The 13,440-nt window shown below is 54.8% G+C and carries 11 protein-coding genes; 9 read left to right on the forward strand and 2 right to left on the reverse strand.

Annotated elements, in window-relative coordinates:
• Positions 1-9 precede the first annotated feature (9 nt).
• Genes EGK14_RS01325 through EGK14_RS01340 form a run of 4 tightly spaced genes read left to right on the forward strand, consistent with a single transcriptional unit; the run spans position 10 to position 3,614 of the window.
• Entirely contained in the window at positions 10-1,038 is a 1,029-nt protein-coding gene (locus EGK14_RS01325) for a hemin-degrading factor (protein WP_125287272.1), read from the forward strand.
• Positions 1,035-1,853, forward strand: a complete 819-nt coding sequence (locus EGK14_RS01330) for a hemin ABC transporter substrate-binding protein (RefSeq protein WP_125287273.1) — start codon at positions 1,035-1,037, stop codon at positions 1,851-1,853. Before EGK14_RS01325 ends, EGK14_RS01330 begins: the two co-directional genes overlap by 4 nt.
• Positions 1,850-2,848 carry an iron ABC transporter permease gene (locus EGK14_RS01335; RefSeq protein ID WP_125287274.1) on the forward strand — a complete coding sequence of 333 codons (999 nt, stop codon included), beginning with the start codon at positions 1,850-1,852 and terminating at the stop codon, positions 2,846-2,848. The genes EGK14_RS01330 and EGK14_RS01335 overlap by 4 nt, the downstream gene beginning before the upstream one ends.
• The gene (locus EGK14_RS01340) at positions 2,841-3,614 is read left to right on the forward strand and encodes a heme ABC transporter ATP-binding protein (RefSeq protein ID WP_125287275.1); all 774 of its coding nucleotides are present in this window, start codon (positions 2,841-2,843) and stop codon (positions 3,612-3,614) included. Before EGK14_RS01335 ends, EGK14_RS01340 begins: the two co-directional genes overlap by 8 nt.
• Positions 3,615-3,622: 8 nt before the next feature.
• Here the strand turns inward: EGK14_RS01340 and mrdA are convergent, their stop codons facing one another.
• Complete coding sequence (gene mrdA / locus EGK14_RS01345; protein WP_125287276.1) at positions 3,623-5,518, reverse strand: penicillin-binding protein 2; 1,896 nt, start codon at positions 5,516-5,518, stop codon at positions 3,623-3,625.
• Between the two features lie 631 nt (positions 5,519-6,149).
• Between mrdA and EGK14_RS01350 the strand changes: the two genes are divergently transcribed.
• The 5 genes from EGK14_RS01350 (at position 6,150) to EGK14_RS01370 (ending at position 12,712) form a co-directional block, all read left to right on the forward strand.
• Complete coding sequence (locus tag EGK14_RS01350; RefSeq protein WP_125287277.1) at positions 6,150-6,701, forward strand: fimbrial protein; 552 nt, start codon at positions 6,150-6,152, stop codon at positions 6,699-6,701.
• Positions 6,702-6,759: 58 nt separating this feature from the next.
• Positions 6,760-7,458, forward strand: a complete 699-nt coding sequence (locus EGK14_RS01355) for a molecular chaperone (RefSeq protein ID WP_158616017.1) — start codon at positions 6,760-6,762, stop codon at positions 7,456-7,458.
• A 17-nt stretch (positions 7,459-7,475) separates the two neighbouring features.
• Entirely contained in the window at positions 7,476-10,019 is a 2,544-nt protein-coding gene (locus tag EGK14_RS01360; RefSeq protein WP_125287279.1) for a fimbria/pilus outer membrane usher protein, read from the forward strand.
• Positions 10,007-11,017 (forward strand): fimbrial protein, encoded by a 1,011-nt coding sequence (locus EGK14_RS01365; RefSeq protein WP_125287280.1) that lies wholly within the window; start codon positions 10,007-10,009, stop codon positions 11,015-11,017. Before EGK14_RS01360 ends, EGK14_RS01365 begins: the two co-directional genes overlap by 13 nt.
• Before the next feature lie 594 nt (positions 11,018-11,611).
• Positions 11,612-12,712: an NADH:flavin oxidoreductase/NADH oxidase gene (locus tag EGK14_RS01370; RefSeq protein WP_125287281.1), complete on the forward strand. Its 1,101-nt coding sequence runs from the start codon at positions 11,612-11,614 to the stop codon at positions 12,710-12,712.
• 37 nt (positions 12,713-12,749) lie between these two features.
• On the opposite strand, the gene EGK14_RS01375 is transcribed toward EGK14_RS01370, so the two are convergent.
• Positions 12,750-13,388 (reverse strand): helix-turn-helix transcriptional regulator, encoded by a 639-nt coding sequence (locus EGK14_RS01375; RefSeq protein ID WP_125287282.1) that lies wholly within the window; start codon positions 13,386-13,388, stop codon positions 12,750-12,752.
• Positions 13,389-13,440: the final 52 nt, after the last annotated feature.

Here is a 13,440-nt window from a genome sequence, read left to right on the forward strand (position 1 = left end):
GAACAAGCGATGAACCTTTTACAGTGTTACAGGCAGCTTAAAGCTGAACATCCGAAAAAATATGCCCGCGACCTGGCCGCGCTGCTGGGCGTCAGCGAGGCCGAGCTGACCCACGTCCGCACGGCGGACGAGGCAACGGCGCTGCGCCCCGACTTCAGAGCGCTGCTGACCGCGCTGGAAGCGACCGGCGAAACCAAATCGATTACCCGCAATGCCTTTGCCGTGCATGAACAAACTGGCCGCTACGAGAATTTACATTTGGGCGGTCACGCCGGGCTGATCCTCAACCCGCGAGCGCTGGATCAGCGACTGTTTCCGCAGCACTGGAAAAGCGCTTATGCGCTGCGTGAGGAGACGGCGCGCGGCGAACGTCACAGTATTCAGATTTTTGACGCGCACGGCGACGCGGTACTGAAAATTTACGCCACGCCCAACACCGATATGGCGGCCTGGCAGGCGCTGATTGCCGACTACCGGCTGGCGGAGCCGCCGACGCTGAGCGTTGTCCCCGTCACGCCAGCCAGCGTTAGTTCGCAGCCGGACAGCGCGGCTATTGAACAGGAATGGCGAGCGATGACTAACATACATCAGTTTTTCGGCCTGCTGAACCGCCACGGCGTTTCCCGCCAGCAGGCTTTCCGCGCCGTTCCCGAGGATCTGGCGCAGCAGGTGGACAACAGCGCGCTCGGCGAGCTACTACGGCAGGCCAGCCAGGACGGCAACGAGATCATGATTTTCGTCGGCAACCGCGGCTGCGTGCAGATCTTTACCGGTGTGGTGGAGAAGCTGGTAAGGATGGAAAACTGGCTGAACATTTTCAATCCCACGTTTACGCTACATCTGATGGAAGATCGCATAGCGGAAAGCTGGATCACCCGTAAGCCCACCGCCGACGGCTTTATCACCAGCCTGGAGCTATTCGCCGCCGACGGCACGCAGATCGCCCAGCTGTTTGGGCAGCGTACCGAGGGCGAGCCGGAACAGACGCGCTGGCGCGAGCAGATCGCCGGGCTGACAAAGCAAGGAGCGACGGTATGAGGCTGTGGCTGATAGCGCTGCTGTCGCTGCCCTTTACGCTGATGGCGGAAGAGCGAGTGGTAACGATCGGCGGCGACGTCACCGAGATTGTCTACGCGCTGGACGCCCAACAAACGCTGGTGGCGCGGGATTCCACCAGCCTGCGGCCCGCGCTGGCGAGCAAACTGCCGGACGTGGGCTATATGCGCCAGCTCAATGCGGAAGGTATCCTGGCGATGCGGCCCACGCTGGTTATCGCCAGCGAGCTGGCTAAACCCTCGCTGGCCTTACAGCAGGTTGAGCAGGCCGGGGTCAAGGTGGTCACGGTGACGGGCGAGCCGACGCTTCAGGCGATCCATAAAAAAATAGCTACCGTTGCAGGCGCGCTGCACAGGGAAGAGGAGGGCAAGGTACTGGATGCCAGGCTGGATAGCCAGCTTGCCGGAATGGCGAAAAAACCGCTGCCGATCAAAGTATTGTTTATCCTCAATCATAGCGGCATGAAGGCGATGGCGGCGGGAACGGAGACGGCGGCGGACAGCGCCATTCGCAGCGCCGGGCTGATTAACGCCATGGGGCAGGTGCCGCGCTACCAGCCGCTGACGCAGGAAGGCATTGTGGCCAGCGCGCCGCAGCTGGTGGTGATAGGGAAAGACGGCCTGAAGGTGATGGGCGATGAGGAGCGTATCTGGCAGCTGCCGGGACTGGCGCTGACGCCTGCGGGCAAGCAACGCAACCTGCTGGTAGTGGACGATATGGCGCTGCTGGGTTTTGGTCTGCAAACGCCGGGTGCTATCGGCAAACTGCGTAAAGCGGCGGAAGCGACGCTGCCATGAGGAAGATGACGTCGCGCGGGCTGGGGATCATGCTTGCACTGACGGTGGCGACGGCGTTGTTTGCCGCCAGCACGGGCGCGATGCGGCTGTCGCTGCCGATGGTCTGGCAGGCATCGGCCGACAGCCTGGTCTGGCAGATCTGGTGGACTATCCGCCTGCCGCGCGTGCTGCTGGCGGTGTTGGTCGGCAGCGCGCTGGCGGTTTCCGGCGCGACCCTGCAGGGACTGTTTCGTAATCCGCTGGCCGATCCCGGCCTGTTGGGGATCAGCAGCGGCGCGTCGCTGACGCTGGCCCTGGCCCTGGTGATGCCGCTGACGCTGCCTGCCGTGCTGGCTTTATGGTGGCCGATGCTGGCTGCCTTTGTCGGCAGCCTGGCCGTAACCCTGGTGATTTTCTTGCTCAGCCGCCACGGCCGCACCACGCTCTCTCGCCTGCTGCTGGCGGGCATTGCTATCAACGCGCTCTGCGGCGCGGCGGTCGGCTTGCTCTCCTGGATCGGCAACGATCAGCAGCTGCGTCAGCTTTCGCTGTGGGGCATGGGATCGCTGGGACAGGCGCAGTGGGCAACGGTGCTGGCCAGCGCCGTGCCGATCCTGCCGGCGCTGCTGGCGACGCAGTGGCAGGCAAAGCGGCTCAATCTGCTGCAGCTGGGCGACGAGGAAGCGCACTATCTGGGTGTCGATGTGCGGCGCACGCAGCGCATCGTACTGGTGCTCAGCGCGCTGATGGTGGCCGCAGCGGTGGCGGTCAGCGGCGTGATCGGTTTTATCGGCCTGGTGGTGCCGCACCTGATCCGGCTGGGCACCGGCGGCGATCATCGCTGGCTGCTGCCCGCTTCGGCGCTGCTCGGCGCCATGCTGCTGCTGATAGCCGATACGCTGGCGCGCACGCTGGTGGCGCCTGCCGAAATGCCGGTTGGCCTGCTGACCAGCCTGCTGGGTGCACCCTGGTTCTTATGGCTGATTTTGCGTCGGCGAGAAGGCAAATATGACTGATGTTTTACAGGCGAACGATCTTTCCTGCCGCTCAGGGTCGCGGCTGCTGATCGATCGGGTTTCGCTGACGCTGACGCCGGGCGAAATGGTCGCGCTGATTGGCCCGAACGGGGCGGGGAAGTCCACGCTGCTGCGGCTGCTGGCGGGCTATCTCTCGCCGGATTCAGGTCAGTGCCTGCTGAATGGTCAGGCGCTGGATAGCTGGCCGCGCGATCGGCTGGCGCGCGTCAGGGCGGTGATGAGGCAGCAAAGCCACGTTGAGTTTCCGCTCAGCGTACGCGAAGTGGTGGCGATGGGACGTGCGCCCTGGCCTGACCGCGCCAGTTCGTCAATGCTGGACGAAGTGATGCAGCTGACCGGCTGCGACGAGCTGGCTACGCGCGACTATCGTCGGCTTTCCGGCGGCGAACAGCAGCGCGTGCAGCTGGCGCGGGCGCTGGCGCAGCTCTGGCACGACGATGGCCCGCGCGGCTGGTTGTTTTTAGACGAACCAACCTCGGCGCTGGATCTCTATCATCAACAGCATGCGCTGCGTTTGCTGCATCGGCTCAGCCGCAAAGGGCAGCTGGCGGTTTGCTGTGTGCTGCACGATCTGAACCTGGCGGCGCTGTGGTCCGACACCATGCTGCTGCTGCATGAGGGCAGGCGGGTCGCCAGCGGCCCGCCGGCGGAAGTGATGACCGAACAGACGCTGACGCGCTGGTATCGGGCCGAGCTACAGGTTCATCATCACGGGCTGGCGCCGCAGCTTATGCTGCGGCGCTAGCGTCCGGGCTATTGCGCGGTCAGGTTGCTTTGCGGATCGGCAGTCGGTGCCATCGGTTTGACATCCGGCGGCAGGAAGATATGGTCGAGAATATTTCTTACCAGCGGCGCGGCCGTGACGCCGTTGATGCCACCGTTTTCCAGGATCAGCGCTATCGCCACTTTGGGCTTATCGAAAGGCGCAAAGGCGGTATAGAAAATATGGTCGCGCAGGCGGGTCGGGATCATCCTGGCGTTGTAGATCTGATTCTGCTTCAGGCCGAACACCTGCGAGGTACCGCTTTTCGCTGCAATGCCGTAAGGCGCGGTATGGAAATATTTATAGCCGGTGCCGTTCGGCGCGTTGGCCATGCCGAACATGGCACGACGCACTATCCCCCAGTACGGCGAGTCAGGATCGCCGACCTGCTGAGCGGGCAGCGTGGGCTGCCAAAGGCTGACGTTTTTACCCTGTTTTTCCTCATACATCAGGTGAGGCTGGATAACGTGCCCGTTATTAATCAGCGTGGCCATCGCTTTCACCATCTGGATTGGCGTGGCGATCCAGTACCCCTGGCCGATGCCGACGGAAACGGTATCGCCCTGATACCAGCTCTTTTTATGCACCTTTTGCTTCCATTCGCGGCTTGGCAGCAGGCCGTTATACTCCTCGTTAAGATCGATGCCGGTAGATTTACCGTAGCCGAACTGGCTGAGCATAGTATGAATGCGATCGATGCCCATCATAAACGCCACCTGATAAAAGAAGGTGTCCGCCGACTCTTCTATCGCGCGGGTCACGTCCAGCATCCCATGTCCGGTTTTTTTCCAGTCGCGGTATTTGCGCTCGGTGCCCGGCAGCGTCCAGGTCGGCGCGCCGTAGAAGCTGGTTTGCGGCGTAATGACGTGATTCAGCAGCGCCGACATCGCCATATAAGGCTTAACGGTAGAGGCAGGCGGATAAAGCCCCTGAGTTACGCGGTTGATGAGCGGCAGATCTTTATTAGCCAACAGCGACTTATAGGCTTTATAGCTGATGCCCTTCACAAAAGGGTTGGGATCGTAACTGGGGCTGGACACCATCGCCAGCACCTCGCCGGTTTTGGGATTTTCAATCAGCACGGCGGCCCGCTGGCCTGGCAGCTGCGTCTCCACGTACTGCTGTAAAGGAAGATCCAGCGTCAGGTAGATATTTTTACCGGCAACGGGCGGCACCTCTTTCAGTACGCGGATCACCCGGCCGTGGTTATCCACTTCCACTTCCTGATAGCCGGTTTTGCCATGCAGCACCGATTCGTAATAACCTTCAATCCCCTGTTTGCCAATATTATGGTCGGCGGCGTAGTTCTCGCTAATTCCTTCTTTATCCAGCCTTTTATAATCGCTGTCGTTTATTTTAGAGACGTAACCCACCACGTGTGCCAGATCCGGACCGTAGGGGTACTGGCGATCTTCATAACTGTTGATATCGACGCCGGTATATTTGAATTGATTAACAGAGAAACGGGCAACTTCTTCTGCCGATAGCTCGGTTTTCAACACCACCGGCTTGTAGCGGCTGGCGTTGTGCAGATTATGGCTGAACGTCTCGATATCGTCGGCGGACAGATCGACTATTGGCGTCAGTTCAGCCAGTAATGCCTTCATATCATGCACTTTATAAGGCACAACTTCGATGTCATACCAGGTAACATTTTTTACCAGCGGCGTACCGTTACGGTCGAAAATTATCCCACGCGTGGGGGCGATAGGGATCATCTTGATATCGTTTTGATTAGAGCGCGTTTGATAGTACTGATTTTGTTCGATCTGTAGATGCCAGAGATTGATGCCGAGCGTGACAAAACCCGCCAGCACGACGCCAAAGGCCACCAGTGCCCTGCGAACAAACAGCTTTTCTTCTTCTGCAAAATCTCTGAATTTCATCCACTGCCAATCAAGTAGCCTTTTATTTACCCGCTACATGATAGAGATTACGCAACAAATCACGACCTGAAAGATGCGTCCCGGCCGGGTAAAGTGTGACATTTGTTGAAGTTGTAACAGTTTGATCGCCTGATTTTTAAACGATCGATGGTTATTACCACGCCTGCGCCATATGATTAATAATTATTTTTTCGTCCTTGGGCATAAAATTAATGGTGATTAAACGAGAACGTTATTTATTTCTGATAACGGCTCGTTATTATAAAAGTGCGGTTATCTTTTTGCTATATTTTTTATTGTTACTGTTTTCTATTTTATAGCATAAGTGTAGGGCCATTAACCTTTTAAAGGAGTGAGGTTTTCCTTTTGTTACTGAATCCTTTTTTATTTGTTTCCTGACAGGTGCTCGCTATTAATTTATGGCTTTTTTACCATATTATCTTTTTGCTTTTCTTTATGTCAGGTGCAGAATGTAAGGCTGTAAACGACGCCCTTGTTTGCTGGAAATAGCAGGAATATATTTTCTGCTCGGTAGCTGTCTGCCGGCGCTAAGGCTCAGGCATATTATTAAAAATGAATTTATCACTATTAACTAAGCATTAAATTTTAACATGACCTACAGGATTGTAATATGTTGAGAAAAAAACTACTGGCATTAATTTTAATTCCTGTCGGCCTGGGCAGCGTGACGCTTGCCCGCGCCGATGACGGCACCATCAATTTTATCGGCACGATTTCAGCCGCTGCCTGTACGGTCTCCAGCGTGGCAGGATCCGGCGCCACCATTGGCACCGTGGACTTTGGACAACTAAGCAGCGCCACGTTAAAGACCGCCGGCAGCAGCACTGGTGCTAAACCTTTTACGATTGAGCTTTCCGACTGCGCGGTCACTGCCGCACCTGATATCACTTTTAAGGGGACTGCCGTCTCTACAGAAAATTACACCCATCTTTTTACCAGTCAGGTACCGGGTATCGGTATTCAACTGGAAGATGCGGGTAAAACGGGCACCTACTATTTGCCCGGCGTTAAGACGGCTAATACGGGCTTTAACGAACTGGCTGAAGACGTAAGCAGCGCCACGGGGCGTTTTAATGCCTACCTGGTTGCTTACAGCAGCGGTACGCCTACGGGCGATATTGATACGGATGTCACCTTCGTTATCGATTACACCAACTCGTAATTTATTTATCCCATGCCCCTTGCCTGACAAGGGGCGACACCCTCTGGAGTGGTTGTTAATGCGCTCGTTCAGCTCTGTTATTCTTGTGCCCGTGCTGGTTTTTGTCTGCGTGCCCGCAAGTCACGCCGATGGCCTGAGCCTGGGCGCTACGCGATTAATTTATTCCCAGGGAAAAAAAGAGGCCAGCGTGCCGTTAACTAACACCGGCAATAGCTTGCCTCATCTTATTCAGGCCTGGGTCACAGATTTTAATCAAAAAGAAGATGAAGTGCCGTTTATTACCACGCCGCCCTTATTTAAGCTGGAGCGTCAGGGCAGCGGTACGGTGAGGGTGGTTTATACCGGCAGCGGCCCACGCTCGCTGCCAACCGATCGCGAAAGCCTGTTCCTGCTTAATGTGCGGGCCGTTCCGGCGGTATCCAAAGAAGCTTCTCCGAACCGCTTAACGATTGCCACGCAAAATATCATCAAGCTGATCTATCGCCCGTCCGGATTAACCGTGAAGGGAGCGGGCGAGGCCTGGCGTCAGCTTAAAGTCACGCCCGGCGAAAGCAGCCTTACCGTGGCTAATCCCACGCCTTATGTCGTTACCCTGACGCGGATGAAAATTAATAACAGGCCGCTGGAAAGGCCAGGCACGCTGCAACCTTTTTCTTCACGCGTGATAAAGGCACCGGTCGGGAAAATAACGTCTGTCACTTTTAGCACAATTAATGATTTTGGCGGTTTTACGCCAGAACATCATGAGAAATTCTGATAGCGGAGTCAGGGAGTATGTACGCCGAAAAAGTAGTTTGTCGGCCAGGTTTACATGTCTTTTTCCCGGCTCGCGTGGCCGTTATTTTCCTTGTATTGGCATTAATAATTTCCCCTGCGCGTGCAGAACTTTATTTCAATATTAATGCGCTGCACCTTAGCGAGGAGCAAAAGTCGCAGCTGGATCCGTCGCTGCTGTCCCATCTTACTAATCAGTTACCCGGTGTATATCAGGTTCAGCTTAGTGTTAATCAGCATGATATGGGCGAAAAAAAGCTGCGTTTCATTACCTGTGGCGAGCAGCTCTGTCCGCAGCTGCCGGTCAGTCTGTTACAGGCTTCAGGGATAAAAACGACGGCGATACCGGGTTTGCAGCAGCTGCCACAGGATGCGGTAGTCAGCAACATTGCCGCTTATATTCCCCGGGCGGCAGCCGATTTCGATTTTGACAAGCGACGGCTTAACCTGAGTATTCCTCAGGCGGCTTTAGACAGCCAGGTTCAGGGCTATATATCGCCCGATCGCTGGGAAGAAGGCGTACCGATGCTGTTTTCCTCTTATAGCCTGTCAGGCGCTAAAGTAAAAAACCACCGCGATGGCCAGGAAACCTCGCAATATCTTAACCTGCGTAACGGCGTTAATATCGGCCCGTGGCGGCTGCGTAATTACAGCTACTATGCCCGGACGGCAGCGGGAAAAAGCGACTGGCGAAGTTTACAGAGCTGGGTGGAACGGGATATCAAAGCGTTGCGCGCGCGGCTAATCGTCGGCGATACGGCCACGCCGGGCCTCATTTTCGATAGCTTTAGTTTTCAGGGCGCGGCGCTGACGTCGCAGGATGAAATGCTGCCATTTAGTATGCGAGGCTATGCGCCTGTTATACACGGCGTCGCTATGACCAACGCCACGGTCGAAGTCAGACAAAACGGCAATCTGCTCTATCAAACTTTTGTCCCGCCCGGCGACTTCGTTATTAACGATCTTTATGCGACCGGCACGTCCGGCGAGCTGGAAATTACCATTCGCGAAGAAGATGGCTCAGTGCGTAAAAGTATTCAGTCTTTTGCCACGCCGCCGGTTTCCTTACGGCAGGGAAGAGTCAAATACTCGCTGACCGCCGGTGAGCATGGTGACCGCACCGGTACGGAAAACGGTAAGGTTACCCGACGCTTTACCCAGCTGGAGGCGATTTATGGCCTGCTTAATACCACATCCGTGTATGGCGGAGCGATAGCGGCGCAAGATTATCAGGCGGGCACGTTTGGTATTGGACAAAGCCTGGGCGCATTGGGGGCGGTATCGCTTGATATGACGCAGGCGATGACCCGTTTCTGTCACGGCGACAGCAGCAGAGGCCAGTCATGGCGGCTACGCTACAGCAAGCAAATAGAGCGCACCGGCACCGCGATGACGCTGGCTGGCTATCGCTTCGACACCGACGGCTATTACAGCTTTGACGAAGCCACTCAGTATTATCATTCATCTTCTCAGGCTCTGCGCCGCTCGTTGAAAAATCGGGCGCAGCTTACGCTCAGTCAGCCTGTAGGCCGGCTCGGCGCCGTTGCGCTTTCCGCATCGCAGCAGGCTTACTGGCATCAGAACGGCCTTAAAACGCGCACAGTCACCAGCAGCTGGAGTAAAAACTTTGACGGCGTCACGATCAACCTCAGCCAGAGCCTGAATAAAAGTGGGCAGACGGGAAAAACGGACAGCGTTATTGCGGCCAGCCTTTCGCTGCCGCTGGGCAAATGGTTAACGCCGCAATCGACCCGCTCGCTGACCATGAGCAACCGTTTTGCTTATTCGCCCTCGGCAGGCAGCAACCTGACGACAACCCTTTACGGTACGGCGCTGGAGAATAATAACCTCTCCTGGTCGGTAGCCCAGGCGCGTAATCAGTACGGCGGCAGGGTCAATGAAAGCTCAGCCCTGTTTGCCAGCCTGCAAAGCAGCATGTCCACCCTTAGCCTGGGCTATACCCGCTACTATGGACAAAACCAGCGCGTCACCTGGGCGGCACGCGGCGCCGTTGTCGCCCATCCTTACGGCATGACGCTGGCGCAGCCTTTGGTTGACGGAGGCAGCTACGCGCTGATCCGGGCGCCGGGCGCGGGTAAGGTCGGTATAGTTAATCACAACGGCCTGGAAACGGACGACAGAGGCTATGCCATCGTCCCCTCGCTATCGGCCTATCAGGAAAACGAGGTTGCTCTGGATACCTCAACGCTGGGAAACGATGTCGATTTGACGGATCCGGTACAAAAGAAAGTGCCCACGCGTGAAGCGCTGGTTCTGATGGATTTTAATACCCGATTAGGGTATCGGGCATTCCTGAAAATTACGCATCACGACAAGCCTTTACCGCTTGGCACTCTGGTAAGTGCTGGTGACGTCAGCGGCATTGCTGATGAAAGAGGGCAGGTTTATTTAACCGGTTTGCCTGAAAAGGTTGAATTAAATATTCCCCTGCCGGGGAATACACTATGCAAAATACCTTTCGACTCGCGCAGCAATACGGCGCATAACGGGATAATCATGGCTGAGCTGAAATGCAAAAATTAATTTTATTTTTATCGATATGGATGGTGGTTATTTGTCAGCCAGCAAGCGCGGAACAGATTTGTCAGGCAGATAATAACCAATACATTATTGACTTAAAAAAAATAATCGTACCGCCAAACTCGCAGCCAGGCGATGTTCTGGGCGTGGTTTCTAATACCCTCAATATTACCTGCAAGGCGGGCAAGCGTCATCAGGAGATCCTCAGGGTCACCAATCCGAGCTGGAACCGTTCGGGGATGACGGCTAACGTGGATGGTTTAACCTGTGCGGTATTGGATACCGACACGGGAATAAGCGATCTGGGGTTGGGTATCGTCTGGACAAACTTTAATTCCGGAGCGGGTAAATGGGGCTGTATGAGCGTCTATTTCCCGGATATGAACAGCGTGGGGACGCGGCGCGGTCTAAGAAGCAATGGAACAGTCGCTATTACCGATAAATTTTATTTAGTAAAAACCGGAAAAAGTAGCGATTATGGAAAAATCGGACATATAGAACAGACTATTTTTATGGCGGAAGCGGATGACGACAATAATTTATTAGGCGATCTTTACCGTATCGATTTTAAGGGCGATGTGCAATTAAGCAAAGCTGGCTGTGCAGTTGAAACGCATAAAGATGTGCAAATGGGCACCGTTTCAAGCGCAACATTTCATGGTAAGGGCAGCAAGGGGCCAGCGGTGCCTTTTGCTATTACGCTATCAGATTGCCAGGGCATTGCCGCTAATGTCATGATGCGGCTGGAACCTGGCTACGGTTATGCAGATAAAAATGAAGGGGTGATAGCTCTGAGTAACGAGGAAGGCGCGGCAGCCGGTGTCGGGATCCAGCTTATGTTGGACGGACAAAAGATCGATACCACCAGGGATGCTATCAGCTACCCCTTCCAGGCAGGCACAACGACGATCCCTTTTAGCGCGCGCTACTACCAGACTGCCGATCGTATCCAGCCCGGTACCGCTGATTCAACGATGGTTTTTTATATTTTTTATGAATAAAACGTCGGGATGTGTATTTTTATTCGCCGCCTGATAGGATCCCGGAGAGATGAATGCCTTTCGGGATCCTGGTTTCGAAAAATGAATTATTTTTATTTGAACTTTATCGCTACAGAAACGCACTCCCTTAATGTTACCTGTAGAGGGAGCGGCAATTTTCAACCGGTTGCCGGTATTGGCAATGCGGCCTGAATTAGCCCTGGTTTGACCGTAAATGTTGATGGTCTGGTCTGTCCGGGTATGGGTCTGGGAACTTCCCTTTCGGGCTTTGGATTGGGCATTGTGCGGACAAACCGTAACGCTGCCAGCGGCCGCTGGACCTGTATGACGCACATTTTTAATGGGAGCAATCAGCCCGGGACGATACGCAGAGGATTAGTTTTGAACGGCACGTCTGTTCTGAACGATAAATCTTATATCGTCAGAACTCATCACGAATTGGGCCATGGATCCTGTTTACGGCTATGCCGATCGAGCGAAACGCGTACCCCAGCATTAACCGCTTAGTGAAGTCTCCACTACTGGCGTAATAATCGACCGACATGACGTTGTCATCAGGCAACCTGTTTTACCGCCATTCATTAAGAGGTTTTTATGTCAGGGTTATTTTCCCCTTTTGCCCTAAAAGACGTGACGTTACGCAACCGTATCGCCGTGCCACCAATGTGTCAGTACAGCGCTGAAGATGGGCTGAGCAACGAGTGGCACCGCGTTCATTATGCCAGCCTGGCCCGTGGCGGCGCAGGTCTGGTGATCGTCGAGGCGACGGCGGTTGCGCCTGAAGGACGCATCACGCCTGGCTGCCTCGGCATCTGGAACGACGAGCAGGCTGAAAAACTGGCGATCGTCGCCCGTGATATCAAGGCGGCAGGCGCGGTGCCGGGTATTCAGATTGCCCATGCGGGCCGCAAAGCCAGCGCCAACCGTCCGTGGGAAGGTGACGATCATATTACGAAAACCGATCCGCGCGGCTGGGAAACGCTGTCGCCGTCCGCTACCGCTTTCGGTGCTAACCTGCCGCAGGTGCCGCACGAAATGACGCTGGAAGATATTGCCCGCGTTCGCGATGATTTTGCCGTGGCGGCACAGCGCGCGCGTGATGCCGGTTTCGAGTGGCTGGAGCTGCATTTCGCTCATGGCTATCTGGCACAGAGCTTCTTCTCCGTGCACGCTAACCAGCGTCAGGATCAATATGGCGGCGATTTCGAAGGGCGTAGCCGCTTCCTGCTGGAAACGCTGGCTGCCGTACGCACACGGTGGCCGGATAACCTGCCGCTGACGGCGCGTTTTGGCGTGATCGAATACGATGGTCGTGACGAGGAGACGCTGACAGAGGCGATTACGCTGACGAAAAAATTCCGCGAGGGCGGCCTGGATCTGCTTAGCGTCAGCATCGGCTTCTCCACGCCGGACGCTAATATTCCGTGGGGTCCTGCTTTCCTGGCGCCAGTTGCCGAGCGCGTACGCCGCGAAGCGGATATTCCGGTGGCTTCCGCGTGGGGTATTGATGCGCCGTTAATTGCCAACGAAGCCGTTGAAAAAGGTCAGCTGGATCTGGTAATGGTCGGTAAGGCACACCTGGCTAACCCCAACTGGCCCTATCAGGCCGCGCGGGCGTTAAAAAAAGAGCAGCCTTCGTGGGTGCTGCCAGCGCCTTATGCTCACTGGCTGGAACGCTATCGCGTTAGCGAGTAAAACATCGGCAGGAGGTCTTGTGGCCTCCTGCCGCTTTTTACTGTAGGCGAGAAAGCGACGATGCTGTGCGCCACGATGACGGATCCCGCAATCCCATATAACTGCTGTTAAAGCCGGAATAAAGATTAATAATTTCTTTATAGCAGACCAGCGCCATATCATTCATTTTGATCATGCCCAATTTGCGAACCGCATTCTGCTTATGCGAGCTAATCGTTTTGACCGAAATGTTGAGTTTCCGTGAAATAAAAATAGCCGAGTGGCCGGAAGCCAGCTCTTTCAGGATCAGCGTTTCCTTACGGGAGAGTTGGTTGTCGTGTGACGTTCCATAATCCGGGATCGCTTTTAATAAAGGGAGGTATTTTTTAAATGCGCTTTTTTTGGAAATAATCCAGTAAGGATGAAAGCCTTTATACTCATCCTGTAAAGGGAGGTCGACAATAAAAACAATATTGATGCCAAAGTATCCAATGTTTTTTGCCATGCCGGGTTTAGTGTGGCAATTAGTGAAATTGATATCAATGATAACGGCATCTTCTTTAGTTAACTTACCGGGGCGGAATTGAGTTAGCCAGCCTTCATAGCTAAATCCTTGCATCGCTATGCCATTTGCCGCCAGGAAATATTTTAACCCGGCCACAAAGTACATATCGTCGGAAATAACATATATGCACATAATTCCCTCTTTATCCTGTCCCTGTTATGTCTGAAAAAAAACCTCGCTTTTT

The sequence above is a fragment of the Erwinia sp. 198 genome, from assembly GCF_003937915.1.
In the GTDB taxonomy this organism is placed as follows: Bacteria; Pseudomonadota; Gammaproteobacteria; order Enterobacterales; family Enterobacteriaceae; genus Erwinia; species Erwinia aeris.